Annotated in this window: 20 protein-coding genes; 4 read left to right on the top strand and 16 right to left on the bottom strand. The window is 60.4% G+C overall.

All coding sequences use genetic code 11. The features are described 5' to 3' along the window. Window positions 1-81: 81 nt before the first annotated feature. From ribA to HX839_RS09010, 3 genes are read left to right on the top strand one after another with little or no spacing between them, the layout of a single operon-like run. A complete protein-coding gene (ribA, locus tag HX839_RS09020; RefSeq protein ID WP_003209983.1) occupies window positions 82-699 on the top strand; it encodes a GTP cyclohydrolase II in 618 nt (205 codons plus the stop codon). Next, complete coding sequence (locus HX839_RS09015; RefSeq protein ID WP_008436498.1) at window positions 696-1,115, top strand: nuclear FMR1 interacting 1 family protein; 420 nt, start codon at window positions 696-698, stop codon at window positions 1,113-1,115. Before ribA ends, HX839_RS09015 begins: the two co-directional genes overlap by 4 nt. Then, entirely contained in the window at window positions 1,115-1,912 is a 798-nt protein-coding gene (locus tag HX839_RS09010) for a cobalamin-binding protein (protein ID WP_177066962.1), read from the top strand. Before HX839_RS09015 ends, HX839_RS09010 begins: the two co-directional genes overlap by 1 nt. Window positions 1,913-2,019: 107 nt before the next feature. Here the strand turns inward: HX839_RS09010 and HX839_RS09005 are convergent, their stop codons facing one another. The 7 genes from HX839_RS09005 to HX839_RS08975 form a co-directional block, all read right to left on the bottom strand. Continuing rightward, window positions 2,020-3,915: a TonB-dependent receptor domain-containing protein gene (locus HX839_RS09005; RefSeq protein ID WP_177066961.1), complete on the bottom strand. Its 1,896-nt coding sequence runs from the start codon at window positions 3,913-3,915 to the stop codon at window positions 2,020-2,022. Window positions 3,916-4,057: 142 nt separating this feature from the next. Further along, a complete protein-coding gene (gene dxs / locus HX839_RS09000; RefSeq protein ID WP_177066960.1) occupies window positions 4,058-5,956 on the bottom strand; it encodes a 1-deoxy-D-xylulose-5-phosphate synthase in 1,899 nt (632 codons plus the stop codon). Window positions 5,957-6,066: 110 nt separating this feature from the next. Beyond that, window positions 6,067-6,954: a (2E,6E)-farnesyl diphosphate synthase gene (gene ispA / locus HX839_RS08995; protein WP_177028978.1), complete on the bottom strand. Its 888-nt coding sequence runs from the start codon at window positions 6,952-6,954 to the stop codon at window positions 6,067-6,069. After that, on the bottom strand, window positions 6,951-7,193 hold the full coding sequence (locus HX839_RS08990) for an exodeoxyribonuclease VII small subunit (protein ID WP_003209964.1): 243 nt from the start codon (window positions 7,191-7,193) through the stop codon (window positions 6,951-6,953). The genes ispA and HX839_RS08990 overlap by 4 nt, the downstream gene beginning before the upstream one ends. 88 nt (window positions 7,194-7,281) lie before the next feature. Continuing rightward, complete coding sequence (locus HX839_RS08985; RefSeq protein ID WP_177051304.1) at window positions 7,282-8,421, bottom strand: Fic family protein; 1,140 nt, start codon at window positions 8,419-8,421, stop codon at window positions 7,282-7,284. A gap of 415 nt (window positions 8,422-8,836) precedes the next feature. After that, a complete protein-coding gene (locus tag HX839_RS08980) occupies window positions 8,837-9,229 on the bottom strand; it encodes a MerR family transcriptional regulator (RefSeq protein ID WP_177066959.1) in 393 nt (130 codons plus the stop codon). Next, the gene (locus HX839_RS08975) at window positions 9,168-9,812 is read right to left on the bottom strand and encodes an NAD(P)H-dependent oxidoreductase (protein WP_177066958.1); all 645 of its coding nucleotides are present in this window, start codon (window positions 9,810-9,812) and stop codon (window positions 9,168-9,170) included. Before HX839_RS08975 ends, HX839_RS08980 begins: the two co-directional genes overlap by 62 nt. A gap of 400 nt (window positions 9,813-10,212) precedes the next feature. On the opposite strand from HX839_RS08975, the gene HX839_RS08970 reads away from it, so the two are divergent. Then, on the top strand, window positions 10,213-10,524 hold the full coding sequence (locus tag HX839_RS08970; RefSeq protein WP_003219377.1) for a DUF6124 family protein: 312 nt from the start codon (window positions 10,213-10,215) through the stop codon (window positions 10,522-10,524). A 123-nt stretch (window positions 10,525-10,647) separates the two neighbouring features. Here HX839_RS08970 and fic read toward each other — a convergent pair whose 3' ends face one another. The 9 genes from fic to eat form a co-directional block, all read right to left on the bottom strand. After that, window positions 10,648-11,769 carry a protein adenylyltransferase Fic gene (fic, locus tag HX839_RS08965; RefSeq protein WP_177008863.1) on the bottom strand — a complete coding sequence of 374 codons (1,122 nt, stop codon included), beginning with the start codon at window positions 11,767-11,769 and terminating at the stop codon, window positions 10,648-10,650. A 506-nt stretch (window positions 11,770-12,275) separates the two neighbouring features. Continuing rightward, a complete protein-coding gene (locus tag HX839_RS08960; protein ID WP_177021485.1) occupies window positions 12,276-13,052 on the bottom strand; it encodes an XRE family transcriptional regulator in 777 nt (258 codons plus the stop codon). Window positions 13,053-13,266: 214 nt separating this feature from the next. Next, the gene (ppa, locus tag HX839_RS08955; RefSeq protein ID WP_003176323.1) at window positions 13,267-13,794 is read right to left on the bottom strand and encodes an inorganic diphosphatase; all 528 of its coding nucleotides are present in this window, start codon (window positions 13,792-13,794) and stop codon (window positions 13,267-13,269) included. A gap of 93 nt (window positions 13,795-13,887) precedes the next feature. After that, entirely contained in the window at window positions 13,888-14,718 is an 831-nt protein-coding gene (locus HX839_RS08950; protein WP_177066957.1) for a zinc-dependent peptidase, read from the bottom strand. Window positions 14,719-14,724: 6 nt separating this feature from the next. Continuing rightward, a complete protein-coding gene (locus HX839_RS08945) occupies window positions 14,725-15,381 on the bottom strand; it encodes a DedA family protein (RefSeq protein ID WP_003219387.1) in 657 nt (218 codons plus the stop codon). Window positions 15,382-15,621: 240 nt separating this feature from the next. Then, window positions 15,622-16,080: an N-acetyltransferase gene (locus HX839_RS08940; RefSeq protein ID WP_003219389.1), complete on the bottom strand. Its 459-nt coding sequence runs from the start codon at window positions 16,078-16,080 to the stop codon at window positions 15,622-15,624. Between the two features lie 92 nt (window positions 16,081-16,172). After that, entirely contained in the window at window positions 16,173-17,021 is an 849-nt protein-coding gene (gene eutC / locus HX839_RS08935) for an ethanolamine ammonia-lyase subunit EutC (RefSeq protein ID WP_087692359.1), read from the bottom strand. Further along, window positions 17,018-18,412 carry an ethanolamine ammonia-lyase subunit EutB gene (locus HX839_RS08930; RefSeq protein WP_008436522.1) on the bottom strand — a complete coding sequence of 465 codons (1,395 nt, stop codon included), beginning with the start codon at window positions 18,410-18,412 and terminating at the stop codon, window positions 17,018-17,020. The genes eutC and HX839_RS08930 overlap by 4 nt, the downstream gene beginning before the upstream one ends. Before the next feature lie 64 nt (window positions 18,413-18,476). After that, window positions 18,477-19,925 carry an ethanolamine permease gene (gene eat / locus HX839_RS08925; RefSeq protein WP_003219395.1) on the bottom strand — a complete coding sequence of 483 codons (1,449 nt, stop codon included), beginning with the start codon at window positions 19,923-19,925 and terminating at the stop codon, window positions 18,477-18,479. Window positions 19,926-20,016 lie beyond the last annotated feature (91 nt).

Here is a 20,016-nt window from a genome sequence, read left to right as displayed (position 1 = left end):
CAGCGATAATTCAGCTTAAGCGTCTGTAGGAACCTACTGTTACAATCCCTCCCCTGTGAAATCTGAAATCAGGAGCACAAGGTGCCCGTCGTTTTCGTCGCCGCTTCCAAGCTGCCAACCCCTTTTGCCACGTTCACCATGAATGGCTTTCTTGAAGAAGCCACCGGGCGCGAACACGTTGTTCTCAGCCTCGGTGACGTGGCGGACGGTGCCCCGGTCCTCGGTCGCGTGCACTCCGAGTGCCTGACCGGCGATGCGCTGTTCAGCCAGCGCTGTGACTGCGGCTCGCAACTGGAAGCCGCCCTGCAGGCCATCGCCCGCGAAGGCCGTGGCGTGTTGCTGTACCTGCGTCAGGAAGGCCGTGGCATTGGCCTGCTGAACAAGATCCGCGCCTATGAGTTGCAAGATGGCGGCGCCGACACTGTGGAAGCCAACGAGCGCCTCGGTTTTGCCGCTGACCAGCGCGACTATGGGATCTGCCTGCCGATGCTCCAGCACCTGGGCGTCAAATCCCTGCGGCTGATGACCAACAACCCGCGCAAGGTCAAAGCCTTGACCGACATGGGCATCACCGTCGCCGAGCGCGTGCCGCTGCACACCGGCCACAACCCGCACAACAAGCTCTACCTGGCCACCAAGGCCAGCAAGCTCGACCACATGATGGGCAACGAGCACCAGGGCGAGGCCGATCGGGCGTGACGCGCGGCCAGGTCAAGCGGCGGCTGTCGTTTAACTGGTGGCAATACCTGGCGTTGGCGCTGGCGCCGTTGTTTGTGATCAACCTCGTGTTTGGCAAGGCCGAGCCTTTGCTGCCGGTGCTGGCGATGCCGTTTTTTATCGCCGGCGTAGCCTCGATGTTTGTCAGCCTGCGTTACTTTCACGGCTATAAACACGCGCTGATCGCCACCGGCAAAGCCCTCGATACCCCTGAAGAACCGGCTGCCTGGATCACCCTCGCGGCCCGCCGTCGTGTGGCGTTGCTGGTGGCTGCACTGCCGGCCTGGGTCGGCGCGCTGGCAGTGTTTGTCGGGCTGGAAGCGGTGCCGCTGTTTCTGTTGGCATTGTCGACCCTGGTGCTGTTCTACCTCTACCGCATCCCGCGCCAGTTGGGTTGATGCGCGTCTGGCTGGCGGTGTGGCTGCTGGTTGTCGCGGCCCAGGCTGCGGCGGTTGAGCGGGTGGTCAGCCTTGCGCCTTCGTTGTCTGAAATCGTCGTTGAACTGGGGGCCGCCGATTTGCTGGTGGGCGTGCTGGATGGCGGCGAGCGGCCACAGGCGTTGGCGAACGTGCCGTCTGTGGGCAACTACGGGCAGTTGGACATGGAACGGCTGCTCAGCCTCAAGCCCGACCTGATCCTGCTTTGGCCCGGCAGCGTCGGCCCGGGCCCGCGTGAACAGCTGCAACGCCTGAACATCCCGGTATTTGTCGCCGAACCCCACAGCCTCGAACAACTCACCTCACAGGTCGAAACCATTGCCCGGCAACTCGGGCGGGATGACGCCGGCCGGCAATTGGCCGCGCAGTTGCGTCAGCGCTTGGCCGAATTGCGCTCGCGCTATCACCGGGCCGAGCCGTTGCGGGTGTTTTATCAGGTGTGGAACCAGCCGCTGTACACCGTGGGTGGCGGGCAGATCATCAGCGATGCGCTGAGTGTGTGTGGCGCGCGCAATGTGTTCGATGACCTGAAATTACCGGCACCGCAGGTCAGCATTGAGTCGGTGTTGCAGCGTAATCCCGAGGTGATTCTGGCGGGCGATCAAGCGCAGCTGGATGCCTGGAAGGCCTGGCCCCAGGTGGCGGCGGTAGCGAACGGGCATTTGCTGCTGGTGCCCGACAAGGGCCTGGAACGGCCCAGCGGACAGATGCTGGAAGCGGTGGCGCGGTTGTGTCAGGTTCTTGCTCCGGGGCTGTGAGACCGCTTTCGCAGGCAAGCCAGCTCCCACATTTGACCGAGTCGTCTGGATAAGCACGGTCCCCTGTGGGAGCCGGGCTTGCCCGCGATGAGGCCGGTGCAGACGACTTAGAGTTCCGGCGTCCAGGTCACCCCGAACATCAGTGCCCGGCCTTCTTCCCGATAGCCATATTGCTGGCCTTGATACTGATACAGCGCCCGGCTGTAGTCCTTGTTCAGCAGGTTATCGAGCTTCATTTCCAGCGTGACTTCATGGTTCACCGCCCAACTGCCCCGTAGCCCCAGCAAGCCATACCCGCCCAGGCGTTGCTGGTTCGCCGCATCGTCATAGCTGCTGCTGACCGCTTGCCAGCTGGCGCCGACGCCGAATTGATCGAATTGGCGATCCAGGTCCAGGCTCAGGGTGCGCCGGGCTCGACGCGCCAGTGTGCGCCCGGTGTCGCGGTCGCGTGGGTCGATCAATGCAACGGCGAGGCTGCTTTGCCAGCCGAACAGTTCTTGCTTGAGCGCCGCCTCGAAGCCGTTGATGCGTGCGGCGCTGACGTTTTGCGGGCCGTTGCTGGCAAACACGATCGCGTCCTGAATATCGGTGCGGTACAGCGAGGCTTCCAGTCGGCTGCTGTCGCTGAGCTGGCTGCGCCATTGCACTTCGTAGCTTTTCGATGTCTCGGGCTTGAGGTTCGGGTTACTGTTTTTGAAGCCGAATTCGTCCGGGTAGTAGAGGTCGTTGAACGTAGGCGCGCGGAAGCCTTCGCTGTAGCTCAGCAACAGATCATTGTCCGGGTTCAGCGGCAGGGTGAAGGTGCCGCTCCAACTATTGTGGCCGCCGAACTGTTGGTTATCGTCGCGACGCAGGCCCAGTTCAGTGGAAAAGGACTGGGCTTGAAAACGGTGCTGGATAAACGCCGCTCGATTCCAGCGACTGTCTTCGGCGAACGCTGTGCTGCTGTTGACCTGGTCCTCGTACCAGTCGCCGCCCAGTATCAGGCTGTTCTGCTCATTGAGGGTCAGGTCGTTCTGCCAATTCAGTGAGTTGCGGTAAGTGTTGAACACGCTGCGTTCGGTGCTGAGCTTGTCCCGGGTTTCTTCGCGGTTTTCGCTGTGGCCCGCTTCCAGCCGGGACTTCCACGTGTCATTGATACGCGCGTCAACATAGGTGCTGACACTGCTCACGGTGAAGTGGGTGTAGGGCTTTTGCTGGAAGCTTTGGAAGGTGGTCGAATCGAAGCGACCGAACGGGTTGTCGAATTCGCTTTTGCCGCGGTTATCCAGCACGTTCACACCCGCTTCGAGGTCATCGTTGAAGGCATGGCTCAGGCTGAAACTGATGGCCTGGTTGCGATAGGTGTCATGGTCGCGGTCGCTGGGATAGGAGTCGTACGTGCGATTGATTCCGGCCGTGTCATCCAGGCTGGCGCCGAGGTTGAAGCGGGTTTGCGCATCGCCGCCGGACAAGCCCAGGCTGCGTTCCCACGTCTGGTTGCTGCCAAATCCCACATGCAGGCGGGGTTGCAGGCCGGACTCGTTACCACGCCGGGTGAAAATCTGGATCACCCCGCCAATCGCATCGCTGCCGTAGATCACCGAGCGCGAACCACGCAGGACTTCCACGCGTTCGATCTGCTGGATGTTCAGGTGCTGCAGGTTGCTGTCGCCGGAAGTCGAGTTGCCGATGCGCTGGCCGTCGACCAGCACCAGGCTCTGGGCCGACTTGGTGCCACGAATGTAAACGCTTGCCAGACTGCCACGGCCACCGGCCTGTGAAACCTGCACGCCGGGCACGCGGCTGAGCAAGTCGGTCACGCTGGTGGGTTGCAGGCGGTCGATGTCGTCGCGGGTGAAGACGGTGTTGGCGGCGCTGCTGTCGTTGCGCGCCTGGACCTGGCGGTTGGCGCTGATCACCACGTCGGGCAGCTTGAGGGCTTGGTCGCGTTCGAGACTGTCGGCGAGCAGGTCGGTGGCGGGCAGTAACAGAAGGGGCAGGGCGAGGCGAAGGCGGTTCATGGGCTGTCCGTAGCATTTGAAGTTGGCATAAAACAAATGTGGGAGCGGGCTTGCTCGCGAAGGCGCAGTGTCAGTCAACACATCTGTCGACTGACCCAGCGCTTTCGCGAGCAAGCCCGCTCCCACATTTTTAATCGCGTTTCTACAGGCCCAGCAGGGCCATGCGCTGACGAACCGAAGCTTCGATGCCCGCCTCATCCAGCCCGCACTCAGCCAGCATCTGCGCCGGCTTGGCATGCTCGACATACACATCCGGCAGGCCCAGGTGCAGCACCGACTTGAGGATATTCTCCCGCGCCAGGAACTCACTGACTGCCGCACCGGCGCCGCCCATGACGGCGTTTTCTTCGATGGTCACCAGCAGCTCATGGCTGCCGGCGATCTCGCGCACCAAGGCCTCGTCCAGTGGCTTGACGAAACGCATGTCTACCACCGTGGCGTCGATCTTCTCGGCCACTTTCAAGGCTTCAGCCAATTGCACGCCGAACACCAGCAAGGCAACGCCGCTGCCCTGACGGCGGACGATACCCTTGCCGATTTCGATAGGCTCAAGGTCCTTTTCGATCACCGCATTCGGACCATTCCCACGCGGATAGCGCACAGCCGCCGGGCCGTTGTACAGGTGGCCGGTGCTGAGCATCTTGCGCAGTTCGTTCTCGTCGCTCGGGGTCATCACCAGCATGCCGGGGATGCAGCGCAGGTACGAGAGGTCGAAGCTGCCGGCATGGGTCGGGCCGTCTTCGCCCACCAGGCCCGCACGGTCGATGGCGAACAGCACGTCGAGGTTCTGCACCGCGACGTCATGAATCAACTGGTCATAACCGCGTTGCAGGAACGTGGAGTAGATCGCTACCACCGGCTTGGCGCCTTCACAGGCCATGCCCGCGGCGAAGGTCACCGCATGTTGCTCGGCGATGGCCACGTCAAAATAGCGCAGCGGGAAACGCTCGCTGAACGCCACCAGGTCGGAACCTTCCTTCATCGCCGGGGTGATGCCCACCAGGCGCGGGTCGGCGGCGGCCATGTCACACAGCCATTCGCCGAACACACCGGAATACTTTGGACCGCTGGGCTTCTTCGGCGCGGCGGCCGGGGCGTTCAGCGGTTCCAGCTTGGTGATCGCGTGGTAACCAATCGGGTCGACTTCCGCCGGGGCGAAGCCTTTGCCTTTCTTGGTCACGATATGCAGGAACTGCGGGCCTTTAAGGTCACGCATGTTGCGCAGGGTGGCGATCAGGGTTGGCAGGTCATGGCCGTCGATCGGGCCGATGTAGTTCCAGCCCAGCTCTTCGAACAGGGTGCCGGGAACCAGCATGCCCTTGGCATATTCTTCGGTACGACGGGCAATTTCCCACGCGCCGGGCAGACGCGAGAGCACCTTCTTGCTGCCTTCGCGCATGCTGGCGTAAGTGCGGCTGGAGAGGATTTTTGCCAGGTAATTCGACAGGCCACCGACATTGCGCGAGATCGACATGTCGTTGTCGTTGAGGATCACCAGCATGTTGGCATCCACTTCCGGCGCGTGGTTCAGCGCCTCGAAGGCCATGCCGGCGGTCAACGCGCCATCACCGATCACCGCAATCGCCTTGCGATCGCTGTTCTGCAGGCGGGCGGCAATCGCCATGCCCAGCGCTGCACTGATAGAGGTGCTGGAGTGGCCGACGCCAAAGGTGTCGTACTCGCTCTCGGAGCGGCGCGGGAAGGCGGCGATGCCATCCTTCTGGCGCAGTGTGGCCATGCGCTCGCGGCGTCCGGTGAGAATCTTGTGCGGATAGGCCTGATGACCCACGTCCCACACCAGCCGGTCGTCCGGAGTGTCGAATACGTAATGCAGCGCAATGGTCAGCTCGATGACGCCCAGGCCGGCACCGAAATGCCCACCGGTCTGGCCGACCGTGTAGAGCAATTCCAGGCGCAACTCATCGGCCAGGGTTTCCAGCTCGGCTTCACCCAGGCGGCGCAGGCCGGCTGGCGTGTTGGCACGGTCCAGCAGGGGCGTGGCCGGGCGCTTGCGGGGAATCTCTTGAAACGTCGTGGGCATCAGGCGAATCGTTATAGGTATAGAAGAGGCGGCAGTTTACCTCAAGCATCGCAAACTGCCCACGCAGAGCGCCGAACTTGGCTGATATGCGGTGGAAAAGGCCGCTGTTGTCAGTGGCGACGTTCGACGATATACCGCGCCAGGTCACGCAGTGGCTCGGCAGCCGCGTCGAAAGGTCGCAGGGCATCCAGGGCCTGGTCCCGCAGCTCCAGGGCGTACGCCTTGGCGGCTTCCAGCCCGAGAAGCGAAGGATAAGTCGGCTTGTCCCGTGCGATATCAGCACCCTGGCGCTTGCCGAGGGTCGCGGTATCGCTTTCAACGTCGAGAATATCGTCCTGCACCTGGAACGCCAGGCCAATGGCCCGCGCGTAGGTTTGCAGCGCCGCCAGTTGCGCCGCTTCGGCACGGCCACTGGCCAGGGCGCCGAGGTGCACGGCGGCCTCGATCAGCGCGCCGGTCTTGTGGCGGTGCATGTATTCCAGGGCTTGTTGATCGAGCTTCAAACCGACCGAGCCCAGGTCAATCGCCTGGCCGCCGACCATGCCGGCAGGCCCTGCGGCCAGCGCCAGCGCGGTAACCATGCGCAGACGGATCTCGGCGTTGACGCTGCTCAGGCGCGGGTCCAGCAGGGCGCTGAACGCCAGGCTTTGCAGGCCGTCACCGGCGAGAATCGCGCAGGCTTCATCAAAGGCTTTATGGGTAGTGGGTTGGCCGCGACGCAGATCGTCGTCGTCCATCGCCGGCAAATCGTCGTGTACCAGGGAGTAAGCGTGGATCAACTCCACCGCACAGGCGGCGCCGTTGGCTTCCTCCGGCTGGGCGCCGAGGGCTTCACAGGCCGCATAGGCGAGCAACGGGCGAACGCGCTTGCCACCGTTCATCACGCTGTAGCGCATGGCCTCATACAGGCGGTTCAGCTCAGGGCTGGGCGCGACAAACAGCGGATCCAGCGCAGCATTGACCCGGGCCTGGCTGCCGGCCTGATAAGCGTCGATCATTCAGGCTGTTCCGCATCGAAAGGTTCTTCGGCCAACTCCCCATCGCGTTCCAGCAACACCTGGACCTTCTGCTCCGCCTGCGCCAGGGCGCTCTGGCAGTCGCGGGTCAGGCCGATGCCTTGCTCGAATGCGGTCAACGAGTCTTCCAGCGACAACTCGCCGTTCTCCATCCGCTCGACCAGGGTTTGCAGGTCGGCGAGGGATTGTTCGAAATCGAGTGCAACTTTTTTGCGGGCCATGGCGGCTATTCCGGTAGACGGTAAACCGGCGCGACACTAGCAGACATGGGGGATTGGGGCAAATGAGTGGGGGGATTTGCCTTGTAAATCAATCGCCTTGGGTGTTGATTTGATAGCGGGTGCTGCGGCCGCCGCCGGGTAGCCGAACCAGGCAGTTTTTTTCCAGAAGATCGGCCAGATGTCGGGTCGCCGTTGCCTTGGACACTTTGGCCACCGCTTGATATTGGGCCGCGCTGATCCCGTGCTCAAAGCCCTTCTCGCCGCCGTCGAGCAAGCGATTCAAGACTTTTGTCTGCTCGGCGCTGAGTGCGTGGTCTCGATGCCGTTGCCAGAAGCGAGTTTTACCCAGCACCCGGTCGATCCGCGCCATCGCCTGCTGCAGGCTACGAAGCAGGGTTTGCAGGAACCACTCTAGCCAATCGGTGACATCCAGCGTGGCTTTTTGACTGGTTTCCAGTGCACGGTAATAGCCTGCCCGGTCTTCAAGGATGCTTGCCGACATGGCGTAGAAGCGGATCGCCTGGTTCTCCGCCTGGGCAAGCGCGAGGTCAGTAATAGCCCGCGTCAGACGACCGTTGCCATCATCGAAGGGGTGCAGGGTGACGAACCAGAAATGCGCCAGGCCTGCGCGGAGCAATGGGTCAAGGGCCGCATGATTCCGGCTGGCTTCAAACCATTCGATGAAATCGTCCAGCGACTGCTCCAGTCCTTGGCGGGGTGGGGCCTCGAAATGCACAGTGGGTCGGTCCAGTCGTCCCGACACAACCTGCATAGGCTCATCCCCCCTTAACGCGCCTACGTTCAAGCCGTGGGTGGAAAAGCGGGCTTCCTCGGCGGGAAACAACCATCGATGCCATTTGAATAGACGGGTGAGGGTAAACGGTTGAGCAAACTGTTGCGTGGCGTCCAGCATCAAGTCAGCCAGACCCTCGCTGCGCCGGCTCACGGAGCCGTCTTGCAATAGCTCCAGGCCCAGGCGCCGGGCCAAAGAGGAACGTACCGAGCCCACATTCAACTGCTCACCCTCGATTGCCGAGGAGGTCAGAATGTTTTGCAGCAACGCATCCAGTTCATTCTCCGAACTCTGTGCCTGGCTGACCGAACCGAGCATGCCCAGCAACTTTCCTTGCGCCTGCGTGCACTCGCGCAACAACGCTGCGAGGCGCTCTGGTTGCCAGTGAAAGTGCGGCCAGTCGGGTTGTTGCCAGATCCAGTTCGGGTGATCCATGGAGGCATGCTCGGTATGTGAGCCGAATAGAAGGCTTATTCGGCTCATTTGGTGAGCCGATTGTGTGAGCGATTCGGCTCACTGTCCAGTCAGATGCGCATATCAGGTACAGCGCCGCCTCATCACTGGCCAGGAGGATCGCCTGTTCCATAACCTTTGGCGCAGTACTCGCCAGCTCATCAATTCGCTGGCTGTCGCCCCCAGGCTTTCAAACAGCTTGCCGGCGTCCTTGAAGATCTCCTGCACTTGCTTGATGGCGTCCCACACGCCGGTAATCGCCGTCCAACTTCCCGCCAGCACGCCATTGCCAATCGCGCTCGAAGTGGACCTTTCCCAGTGCGGCCGGAAACCACTCCATTTTTTGCGAAGCTTTTTCTGTTCCGAGCCGCTGCCCGGTACTACGTAAAACAGCGGTTCAGCTCATTGACGGCAGTGGCGTTTTCAGTGGTGCGGTGCATTGGCCCTGAGCATCCTTGAGACTGGCCTCAAACTCGACCAGTCCTCCATGCATCTTCTGCAATGCCTCGATCTGCCGCACCAACTCCTGCTTCTTGTTGGCGATCGCCTTGTCCGCCAGGCCCCAGGGCAGCCCATCACCGTGATGCCCACCCAGAATTGCCTGCAACTCCTTGAGCTTGAAACCCAACTGCTGGGCGCACTTGATGAACGTCAGCAGTTCGACACTTTGCGTGGAGTAAAATCGATAACGACCTTCCCGCTGCGGCGGCGGCAACAGGCCGATGGCCTCATAGTGACGAATCGCTTTGATGGTTGTGCCCGATAGTTGCGCGGCTTTGCCGATGTACATGAAAAGTCCTTTTCCCAAAGAGTGCGCCGGCCTGTTTCAGCCACTGTTCCCGCTGTGCTGGCGTAGAGCCCAACACCGGCCCGAACAGCAACGTCTTGATCGGCTGAATGCCACAAAACGCCAGTGTTGTCTTGCGCATCTGATGCAGCGCGGGCATGCGGTAGAACCACCTGTAATACCACGCTGGCGTGTCCAGGGTCACCAGCAAATGCGCAGTTCGGCCCTTCAGGAGTTTGTCGGGGAAGGCTTTGCCTTTGCGGTATTTGAAGGCGAAACCAGACAGGAGAATTCGGTCGATAAAGCCCTTCATCAAAGCCGGGATGCCACCCCACCAGATGGGGAAGACAAACGTCAGGTGATTGGCCCACAGGATGTCGGATTGGGCGTTGAGCAGGTCGGGTTCCAGGGGTTGGGTTTGGTTGTAGCCGTTGTGCAGGATGGGATCGAAAGTCAGGTCGCCGAGGCGCAGGACGCGCACTTCGTGACCGGCGGTTTTGGCCGAGGTGATGTAGGTGTCGGTGAGGGCAGAGCAGAAGCTGGTGCGGGAAGGGTGGCCGAGGATGACCAGGATGCGTTGGCTCATGGTGGTGGGGATCCTGAAAGTTGGGGGTTCAGGGTGAGGTGTGACCTTAGGGGGAGAGTCAAGAAGAGGCGGTGATTGGGAATGGCCAGGAAGACTGATCCCTTTCATTTGCAGGACGTTTCCTAGAGAATTCCAAGCGCTTGCGCCAGCAAAATCCCGCGACTAGTCTGCGTTCCGTCACTGCATATTCGGTGATCGGGTTTAGTCGCCCGGATTCGATTGGCGCACGATCAGTTCATGAGTCAGGCCGTTTTTCGCCTGCACTTTTATGGTGGCTGTGCGCAGGGCGCCCTCGGGCGCGCCGGGTTTCCAATCGACCGGTCGACTAACCTGCGTACAGCTGCCACCTTCGTTTAGTCGCGAAGCGTGGTGGCTCCAAATGTTTGATTGGAGATTTACCATGGTCAAAGTTACCCCCGATCCACCCGCATTCCATAAAGCCTTACTCCGCGACACTGATGCCTCGCGTCGAGTGATCGATCACTACCTTAAAGCGCCGGACGCGCAGCCTTCACCCAACCCGTTTACCGTCGATGACGAACTGAGTTTCGAAGATGCCCTGGCCCATGCTGCCGAGTTATTGCATTGCGCCGTGGCAACCGCCCAGGCGTCGACCGAGCCGCTGAATGGCGCACAGCGGGCGGTGATGCATTTGGTGGAAATGTCGAAGGTGGTGGTGGATCGAGCGCTGGACTGTTTACAGCCGAGGTGAGGATCCTAAGCCGACACTGAGGTAACGATGCATTTGGTCAGCAACCTACTGACCAAATGCTAATCATCACGGCTCAGGGGCGCAGATCCCGGCAGACGATTGTCATCGAGTAAAGCTCTCCCCTCAGGCGTAGGGCTTGAAGTCGTTGTTGTCGCGAGTGAGTAACTGCATCAGCTTGGGATGGATGAAGAGCTTTTCCTTGCCAACCTGAACCTCTTGCAGAACGCCGATGGCGACTAGTTCTTTGAGGTAACGGGAGGCTGCTTGACGCTGGGCAATCTGTTTGTCGACGACGTTGCTGATGCGGCAGTAGGGCTGTTCGAAAATGACGTCTACCAGCTCGCGGGAATAGGTTTTCGGCAACTGCTCACGAACAAACTGGGTGGTGTGCTCGGACAGGCTGCGAATAGCGGCAATTTTTGCACAAGTCCAGCGTGCTGTTTCTTCCACAGCGCTGAGCATGTACAGCAGCCAAGGCTCCCAGGCTTGTTCGCGAGTGACATCAAGCAACAGGCGGTAGTAATCGGCTCTATGGGCAATGATGTAACGGCTAAGGTAGAGAATCGGTAGATTCAGCAGACCTTCCTGGATCAGGTACAGGGTGTTGAGCACTCGCCCGGTACGGCCATTGCCGTCGGTGAATGGGTGAATGGCTTCGAATTGATAGTGACTAACCGCCATACGTACTAATGGATCCAGGTCGGTCTCGTTGTGCAGGAAGCGCTCCCAGTTGGCGAGCATGTCACGTAAGCGATCTTCGCCTTCCGGTGGGGTATAGATGATCTCGCCGGTTCGGTCGTTGGCTAGCTGGACTCCTGGCACCCGGCGTATATCCATGTTCACGCCTTTAAGCGTGCGGCAGATTTCGACTGCAGTACCGCTGGAGAGTGGGCGGTCGGCCAACGATTGATAACCTTTCTGCAGGGCTTTGCGGTAGCGCAGTGCTTCCTTGGTCGCTGGGTCTGCGTGGCTATCTCCATCCTGAGCATGCTGAAAGAGCAAATCCGTGGTGGTGACGATACTTTCGATCTCTGAGCTGTCCTTGGCCTCCAGCAATGGAATGGTGTTGATCAGCATTGTCTGGTTAGGGATCAGCTCAGCCGCTTGCTTCAATTCGGCCAGGGCTGTGCGGGCCTCAATGCAGCGTTTGAGCACTGCATGGGTTTCCAGAACAGTTGCCGGTGGCAAAGTGGGAAGCTGGTTGTAGGGCTTGTCAGCCTGCCAGGGAAGGTGGGATGCGGTCATGGATGGGGCTCGGTCTTTGACTTATCCGTCTAAAGGTAAGAGGGGCTCATCAGGGCGCCCTTTCGTGGCGTCAGTGTAAACATGCGTGCACTACGTGTCGCTATATTTTGATTTCTGCGACACGTCTTGATGTTATGTCGTTGGTAACGACAGGTATGCGAAACGTGTTCTTGGAACGGGCTTTTAGCGACGTATCAGGCGAATGTCCTGAGGATGGAAAAGACGGCTTGCGTGCCTTGGAGCGGTTGGCGCGTTCTCAAATAGCTCGATGCCTGGCAGGTGTAGCGCATTTCTTCCAGGCATTAAAAAGCCGGCTTGTGGCCGGCTTCTCGGGGACTGGTTCAGCTTATTTTTGGTAAACCTCACCAGCCTTCAAATCGTTCACCCAGGCTCGCACCCAGATGATAAGGGGCATCAGCGGGAACTCCTCCGCATCGCCAGGCAGGGCGGACCGGCTTCACGCCAACCCCCTGCCAAATGTGCGGCGGATAATACCCACATTCGCCTCAATTTCCCAGCTCCGGATCCGATTTAGAGCCTTCGTAGCCCAATAAATGCTCATCCAGCGGCACCGGCGGGCGGCGGTTATTCAGTGTCGCCCACCAGAACACCCAACCCAGAATCTCAAAGTTCTGCTCATGCCGCTGCTCATAGGTCAAAAACTCGTCCGGATGCTCGGCGCTGTTGTGGCTGCGCATCCGCAGGCCACCTCCTGGACGGTTGTAGAGGTATTTGATTCGCAGCATTCCGTCGTGCTCTACCGCGTAGATTTCGCCATCGATGATCTGTTTGCGGCCACAGTCGATGGCAAGGGTACTTCCGTCCTGGATGATGTCGATCATGCTGTTGCCGACCATGTAGGCCCCGAGCGCCCGCTCCGGGCTTACACCGATGGCTTCAAGGGTGTGCAGGGAGAGGCGGATGCTTTCGGTCGAGGTGAAGGTGGGGTGGAGGGGGATCTCCACGTCGATTTTTACCGGGCCCGAGACCGGGTGGGTGATGTAGTTGCCGCTGGTCTCGCGGGCGATACGGTGGGAGGTGTCTGCATCGGATCCTTCCAGCAGGTAGTTGGCGGGTGGATGTTTGGGGCCTTCGCCTGTGCGCAGCCAACGGCTGGTGACGCACAACAATTCTGCGAACTCGTTGAGCCGGCCCATGGGGACGCCGCGTTTGAACCAGTTGTTTACGTGTTGAGGCGTAACATCGCGGTTCTTGGCGAAGTCGGAAGCGGAAAGATGAACTTCCCGTAATAGCGCTCTTAAGCGATCACCTGATGTATTCATAAACGCAGAGTTTACTGGCCGTAAAATCAGATCAAATAAACCATGCGTTGAGTTGCTGTATGTAGGTGTTTCCTTATCGCAGGACTATTCTGCTAGTTGATTAAGCTAGTTAAACAATTGCTGTAAATATGTTTATTAAAGTAGCCGGATGTTTATGTTTTTCCCACAAAAAAAGCCCCGATTAATCGGGGCTTTTTCAGAGCGAATAGCGGTATCAGCCTTTGTAGGCAGCGACCGACTTCATGATCTCGGCGCGGGCGGCGTCTGCATTGCCCCAACCGTCGATCTTCACCCATTTGCCTTTTTCGAGGTCTTTGTAGTTCTCGAAGAAGTGTTTGATCTGTTCCAGCAGCAGTGGCGGCAGATCGGTGTATTCCTTCACGTCGACATACAGCTGGGACAGCTTGTCGTGTGGTACTGCGATAACTTTGGCATCGCCGCCGCCGTCGTCAGTCATGTTCAGGATGCCGACCGGGCGGGCGCGGATAACCGAGCCTGGGGTAACCGGGTAAGGGGTCACGACCAGCACGTCGAGGGGGTCACCGTCGTCTGCCAGGGTGTTGGGGATGAAACCGTAGTTGGCCGGGTAGAACATCGGGGTGGCCATGAAACGGTCAACGAACAGGCAGTCGCTGTCTTTGTCGATTTCGTATTTGATCGGCGCGTGGTTGGCCGGAATCTCGATGGCGACGTAGATGTCGTTCGGCAGGTCTTTGCCAGCCGGAATCTTGCTGTAGCTCATTGGGCGTTGCCCCCGTAGTTGGCCATGGAACATGGCCGGATTGGCCTAAAAGTGGCGGCGATTATAGGCATATTCTGACGCCGATGCCATGCGTCAGACGTCGTAGGGCGCTTGGCGTTCCGTCTGATACCGCACGTCGCCGGCCTGCAGTTGGTGCAGGCGCGCCAGGGGATCCTGACGGTAGAAGTGGCTCAGTTGCTCGTACACCTGTGGATAACTGCTGACCAGTAAATCCGGGGCACTGAAGAAATATTCGCTGGTGACGGCAAAGAACTCGGCCGGGTTTTCCGCGGCGTAGGGGTCGATGGCCGTTTCGGCGTCAGGGTTGCGGTCGAGCTGGTGGTTGAGGTCGTCGAAGGCGCTTTGCATGACGCTGGCCCATTCCTGCACGCGCATGTCGTGGTGCAGGGGGGGCAGGCCGTTGGCGTCGCCGTTGAGCATGTCCAGCTTGTGGGCCAGTTCGTGAATGACCAGGTTGTAGCCTTCCCAGTTGCCGCTGGCCAGTACGCCGGGCCACGCAAGGATCACCGGGCCCTGTTGCCAGGCTTCGCCGCTGTGCTCGCCGTCCCACTCGTGTTCCACGCCGCTGGCGTCGCGATGGCGCTGCGGGCTGAGGAAGTCGTCGGGGTACAGCACGATCTCGTGGAAGCCCTGGTACCAGTCGAGGTCGCCAAGGTTCATCAGCGGCAGCTGTGCCTGGGCGGCGAGCAGCAGGCGCTGTTCCTGGTGCAGTTCGACGCCGGGCAGGGCGGTGAGGTGTTTTTCGGCGAGGAACACCACACAGGCTTCCCGCAGCCACTGGTCTTGCTCGGCAGTGATGCCGTCGAGGAACGTCAGGTGGTGGCGCACCCGTTGCCACGTTTCATCGGCAATCGGGTGCTTGGCCAGCAGGCGCCGGCGACGCCAGGCGCTGAGGGACCACATAGCCGGTTACTGCGGCTTGGCTTCGGAAGAGCTGCGGCCGAAGCGGCTGCGGAACACGCCGATGATCATCGGTACCAGCGACAGCAGGATGATGAACACCACCAGCAGCGACAGGTTTTTCTTGATGAAGGGCACGTTGCCGAAGAAGTAGCCCAGGGTTACCAGGCCGCCGACCCACAGGATGGTGCCGAACACGCTGAAACCGAAGAAGCGCGGGTAAGGCATCTTGGCGATGCCGGCGACGAACGGTGCGAAGGTCCGCAGGATCGGCAGGAAGCGCGCCAGGGTCACGGTTTTGCCGCCATGCTTGTCGTAGAAGTCGTGGGTCTTTTGCAGGTAGTCGCGGCGGAATATTTTCGAGTTGGGGTTGCTGAACAAGCGTTCCCCGGCCGTTCGTCCGATGACGTAGTTGGTACTGTCGCCCAGGATGGCCGCGAGCATCAGCAAGCCGCCCAGCAATATCGGGTCCATGCCGCCGCCTGCGGCGATGGCGCCGGCAATAAACAGCAAGGAATCACCCGGCAGGAAGGGCATGACCACCAGGCCGGTTTCGCAAAAGATAACCAGGAACAGAATGGCGTAGATCCACACTCCGTAGTTTCTCACCAGCATGTCGAGGTACACGTCGAGATGCAGGATAAGGTCGAGCGGGTTGAAATCCATGGAGGGCACCTGTGTGAATGGCCTGGCTCAGCGGGCCTGTGCGGAGGCTTCGGGTAATAAGGGCTACAAGGTAGTGGCGTATTTCTTACGACCCTGAAAGGTCCGCATTATACGGATAGAGTTGTGAAAAGCGTGCTGGTTTTGTAGCGGGGAATGTCGCGAAAGCGATCTGATTGTAGACACAGCGTCAGTGTGGGAGGGGGCTCCCACAACAGATGTATGAGGTTTGGTTAATAGTTGTCAGTCATCGCTGATCGCAAGCACGTAATTCTTGAACTCGGTGTCTTCCCGAAAACCGATGGACTCATAGGTTTTCTGCGCCACCTGGTTGTCGCTGCTGGTGGACACACGCAGGCGCACGGCTTGAGTTTCCTTGGCCATCTTCTTCGCGGTACGCATCAGGTTGTCGGCCACCAACTGCCGGCGTGCGTCTTCGGCGACGTAGATGTCGTTGAGGATCCACACCCGCTTGAGGGACAACGATGAAAAGCTTGGATACAGCTGGCAAAAGCCAAGCAGTTTCTTGTCGTCATCGTCGGCCAGCGCCAGGTAGATCACGGACTCCTTGCGGCGCAGGCGTTTTTCCAGGAAGGCGCGGCTCGAATCAGGAAACGGCAGCGCGCCGTAAAACTCGCGGTATTTGACGAAAAGCGGGGTCAACAGGTCCAGGTGTTCCAGGGTCGCTTGAGTAATCCGCATGCCAGGCCTCAACTTCCAAATGGGGTATGACCACACAAGCGGCCGTGTCTCGATGCTGCCTAAAGCAGAGAAAAAGCGCAATCGTGCAGGGATCAGTCCTTCGGTGGGCTGAGCAGGAAGTTTCCTTTCATCAGGTCGGGATCATCCGACTCGAGGGTTTGTACCTGCGCTTCATCCTTGAGGTTGACCCCCGACAACTGCCGGCGACAGGCCTCCCGCATCAAGTAAAGCAGGCGGTGAGCGGCCATGCCGTAGCTCAAGCCTTCCAGGCGCACATTGGAGATGCAGTTGCGGTAGGCGTCAGTGAGGCCGACCTTGGGGTTGTAGGTGAAATACAGCCCCAGGCTGTCCGGCGAGCTGAGCCCCGGCCGCTCGCCGATCAGGATCACCACCATTTTTGCCCCGAGCAACTGGCCGACTTCATCCGCGACGGCGACACGGCCCTGCTCCACCAGAATCACCGGTGACAGCGACCAGCCTTCAGCGTGGGTTTGTTCCTCCATGCGTGTAAGAAACGGCAATGTATGTTTATGCACCGCCAGGGCCGACAAGCCATCGGCCACCACCACCGCCAGGTCCACGCCGCCGGGGTTGGCTTCGGCATAGTCCCGCAGGGCCTGGGCGGATTCATCACTGAGGCGGCGCCCAAGGTCCGGGCGTTGCAGGTAGCTGTGACGGTCGACGGCGGCGCTGTGCAGCAGCAGGCTGTCGCGGCCACGCTCCGCCAATTGGCTGCTGAGCCCTGCATGATCAAACGGCAGGTGTACCGCGTCGCGGGCCTGGGCATGGGCGAACTGGAAATCCAGCTGCGCGCCGGTAGGCATGCTGGTGCCGGTGCGGCCCAGGGCAATCCGCGCCGGGGTCAGGCGCCGCAGCTCAAGCCACGGGTTGTCCACGTTGTTTTCCGGGGTGTCGATGTGCACGGGCGGTTCCTTCTTCATCCCAGTTGCGCCAAGGCGTGGCGGAATGCCGGTGGCAGGCTGTTGCCGAAGTGCACCTTGCCGTCGGCTTGCGTGAAGATGCCCATTTTCGCCAGCCACTGTTCAAACTCCGGTGCCGGCTTTAAACCCAATGTTTGGCGGGCGTACAGCGCGTCGTGAAATGAAGTGGTCTGGTAGTTGAGCATGATGTCGTCGGAGCCCGGGATGCCCATGATGAAGTTGATCCCGGCCACGCCCAGCAGGGTGAGCAGGGTGTCCATGTCGTCCTGGTCGGCTTCGGCATGGTTGGTGTAGCAGATGTCGCACCCCATGGGCACGCCCAGCAGCTTGCCGCAGAAGTGGTCTTCGAGGCCGGCGCGGATGATCTGCTTGCCGTTGTACAGGTACTCGGGGCCGATAAATCCTACGACCGTGTTCACCAAAAACGGCTTGAAATGCCGGGCGACGGCATAGGCGCGGGTTTCGCAGGTTTGCTGGTCGACGCCAAAGTGTGCGTTGGCCGACAAGGCGCTGCCCTGGCCGGTTTCGAAATACATCAGGTTTTGCCCGAGGGTGCCGCGGTTCAGGCTCAGGCCCGCGTCGTAGCCTTCCTGCAGCACGCTCAGGCTGATGCCGAAACTGGCATTGGCCGCCTCGGTGCCGGCGATCGACTGGAACACCAGGTCCAGCGGCACGCCACGGTTGATGGCTTCGATGGAGGTGGTGACGTGGGTCAGCACGCAGGCCTGGGTCGGGATTTCATAACGCTGGATGATCGCGTCGAGCATTTCCAGCATCGCGCAGATCGAGGCGATGCTGTCGGTGGCCGGGTTGATGCCGATCATGGCGTCGCCGTTGCCGTAGAGCAGGCCGTCAAGAATGCTCGCGGCGATACCGGCCGGCTCATCGGTGGGATGGTTGGGCTGCAGGCGGGTGGACAGGCGCCCGCGCAGGCCCATCGTGCCGCGGAACTGTGTGACGACGCGGATTTTCTGCGCCACCAGTACCAGGTCCTGCACACGCATGATCTTCGATACGGCGGCGGCCATTTCCGGTGTCAGCCCGGGCGCCAGGGCGCGCAGGCTCTGTTCGTCGGCCGCGTCGCTGAGCAGCCAATCCCGCAAACCCCCGACGGTCAGGTGGCTAACCACGGAAAACGCCTGTTTATCGTGGGTATCGATAATCAGCCGGGTGACTTCGTCGCTTTCGTACGGGATCAACACTTCTTCGAGAAAGTGCTTCAACGGAATGTTGGCCAGGGCCATTTGCGCCGCGACCCGCTCGCCATCGTTCTGGGCGGCAACACCCGCCAAAAAATCCCCGGAGCGGGCCGGGCTGGCCTTGGCCATCACGTCCTTGAGGCTGTCGAAGCGGTAGGTCAATACACCGACCGCGTGGGAAAAGCTTGCCATACAGAGTCTCCTTGTCGACGCGGGCTGAATGTGAGTAAAGCGCCCGCGCCGAGGTTTACGGCGTTTAGTGCAAGGCGGCCTCTGCGGCCTGGATCGCCGCAAATTCTTCTTCCGGCGTGCCTGCTACCAAGTGATGCCGACTGTAGAAAGCAAAGTAAGCAATTAATACTCCATAGATGATCGCGGCGCCAATCACCACGCGCGGATCCACCAGAAAGCCCGCCACAACAGCGATGCAAGCCAGTACCAGGGCGACGCCCGAGGTGAAGATGCCGCCCGGAGTACGGTAAGGGCGGTCCATTTTGGGGCGGCGGATGCGCAACGTGATGTGCGCGGCCATCATCAGCACGTAGGAAATGGTTGCGCCGAATACGGCGACCAGGATCAGCAAATCGCCTTGGCCGGTCAGCGACAGGCCGAACCCGATGATGCCGGGGATCACCAGGGCCAGTACCGGTGCCTTGCTTTTGTTGGTCTGCGACAGCTTGCGCGGCAGGTAGCCGGCGCGGGAGAGGGCGAAGATCTGCCGGGAGTAGGCGTAGATGATCGAGAAGAAGCTCGCGATCAGCCCGGCCAGGCCCACCAGATTGACGAAGTGGCCCATCCACGTGGAGCCGCCGTAGGCTTTGGACAAGGCTTCCACCAGCGGATTGCCCGATGCCATCAACGCGTAGGCGCCAGCACCGCCGGGGGCGATCACCAAAATCAGCAGGGCGAAGCTGGTCAGCACCACAATGGCGCCGATCAGGCCGCGGGGCAGGTCGCGTTTGGGGTTCTTGGTTTCTTCGGCGGCCAGGGGCACGCCTTCGACCGCAAGGAAAAACCAGATCGCATAGGGAATCGCCGCCCACACGCCGACATAACCGAAGGGCAGGAAAGAGCTGGCGCCCTTGGCCTCGGTCACCGGGATGTCCAGCAGGTTGGCGACACTGAAGTGCGGCACCATCGACACCAGGAACACACCCAGGGCAATCGCGGCGACGGCGGTAATCACAAACATCAGCTTCAGCGCTTCACCCACGCCGAAGATGTGGATGCCGATAAAGATGATGTAGAACGCCAGGTAGATCATCCAGCCGCCAATGCCGAACAGCGACTCGCAATAGGCGCCGATAAACACCGCGATGGCGGCGGGGGCGATGGCGTATTCGATAAGGATCGCGGTGCCGGTGAGGAACCCGCCCCAGGGGCCGAACGCGCTGCGGGCAAAGCCGTAGCCGCCGCCGGCGGTAGGGATCATGGAAGACAGTTCGGCCAGGGAGAAACACATGCACAGGTACATGGTGGCCATCAGCAGTGTGGCGAGGAACATACCGCCCCAGCCACCCTGGGCCAGGCCGAAGTTCCAGCCGGCGTAGTCGCCGGAGATGACGTAGGCAACACCGAGACCGACTAATAGTACCCAGCCGGCAGCGCCTTTTTTCAGTTCCCGTTGTTGGAAGTATTCGGTGCCGACCTTTTCAAAGTCGACGGAAGACCCGGACGCCGGAGCGCCATTCGGTTCGCTGGGCATGATGGAATCCCTTTCTTATTGTTTTATCCCGGCTTACTTAAGTAAGCCGAATGAGTAGCAAGGTCTTGTGAAGATCAAGTGTGGGAGCGGG

This window comes from Pseudomonas sp. I8001 (assembly GCF_013385345.1).
In the GTDB taxonomy this organism is placed as follows: domain Bacteria; phylum Pseudomonadota; class Gammaproteobacteria; order Pseudomonadales; family Pseudomonadaceae; genus Aquipseudomonas.
This window is presented reverse-complemented; position numbering and strand designations above follow the sequence as displayed.

What these genes read in the sequence shown, in the direction of transcription:
- HX839_RS08985 (WP_177051304.1), bottom strand. Translation starts at nt 8,421, where the DNA reads ATGGATCACCCGAACTGGATCTGGCAACAACCCGACTGGCCGCACTTT.
- HX839_RS08950 (WP_177066957.1), bottom strand. Translation starts at nt 14,718, where the DNA reads ATGTGGTCCCTCAGCGCCTGGCGTCGCCGGCGCCTGCTGGCCAAGCAC.
- dxs (WP_177066960.1), bottom strand. Translation starts at nt 5,956, where the DNA reads ATGCCCACGACGTTTCAAGAGATTCCCCGCAAGCGCCCGGCCACGCCC.
- HX839_RS08945 (WP_003219387.1), bottom strand. Translation starts at nt 15,381, where the DNA reads ATGGATTTCAACCCGCTCGACCTTATCCTGCATCTCGACGTGTACCTC.
- HX839_RS08960 (WP_177021485.1), bottom strand. Translation starts at nt 13,052, where the DNA reads ATGAATACATCAGGTGATCGCTTAAGAGCGCTATTACGGGAAGTTCAT.
- ppa (WP_003176323.1), bottom strand. Translation starts at nt 13,794, where the DNA reads ATGAGCTACAGCAAGATTCCGGCTGGCAAAGACCTGCCGAACGACATC.
- HX839_RS08980 (WP_177066959.1), bottom strand. Translation starts at nt 9,229, where the DNA reads ATGTACATCGGCAAAGCCGCGCAACTATCGGGCACAACCATCAAAGCG.
- HX839_RS09005 (WP_177066961.1), bottom strand. Translation starts at nt 3,915, where the DNA reads ATGAACCGCCTTCGCCTCGCCCTGCCCCTTCTGTTACTGCCCGCCACC.
- HX839_RS08990 (WP_003209964.1), bottom strand. Translation starts at nt 7,193, where the DNA reads ATGGCCCGCAAAAAAGTTGCACTCGATTTCGAACAATCCCTCGCCGAC.
- HX839_RS09010 (WP_177066962.1), top strand. Translation starts at nt 1,115, where the DNA reads ATGCGCGTCTGGCTGGCGGTGTGGCTGCTGGTTGTCGCGGCCCAGGCT.
- HX839_RS08930 (WP_008436522.1), bottom strand. Translation starts at nt 18,412, where the DNA reads ATGGCAAGCTTTTCCCACGCGGTCGGTGTATTGACCTACCGCTTCGAC.
- eat (WP_003219395.1), bottom strand. Translation starts at nt 19,925, where the DNA reads ATGCCCAGCGAACCGAATGGCGCTCCGGCGTCCGGGTCTTCCGTCGAC.
- HX839_RS08970 (WP_003219377.1), top strand. Translation starts at nt 10,213, where the DNA reads ATGGTCAAAGTTACCCCCGATCCACCCGCATTCCATAAAGCCTTACTC.
- HX839_RS08940 (WP_003219389.1), bottom strand. Translation starts at nt 16,080, where the DNA reads ATGCGGATTACTCAAGCGACCCTGGAACACCTGGACCTGTTGACCCCG.
- HX839_RS08975 (WP_177066958.1), bottom strand. Translation starts at nt 9,812, where the DNA reads ATGAGCCAACGCATCCTGGTCATCCTCGGCCACCCTTCCCGCACCAGC.
- ispA (WP_177028978.1), bottom strand. Translation starts at nt 6,954, where the DNA reads ATGATCGACGCTTATCAGGCCGGCAGCCAGGCCCGGGTCAATGCTGCG.
- fic (WP_177008863.1), bottom strand. Translation starts at nt 11,769, where the DNA reads ATGACCGCATCCCACCTTCCCTGGCAGGCTGACAAGCCCTACAACCAG.
- eutC (WP_087692359.1), bottom strand. Translation starts at nt 17,021, where the DNA reads ATGAAGAAGGAACCGCCCGTGCACATCGACACCCCGGAAAACAACGTG.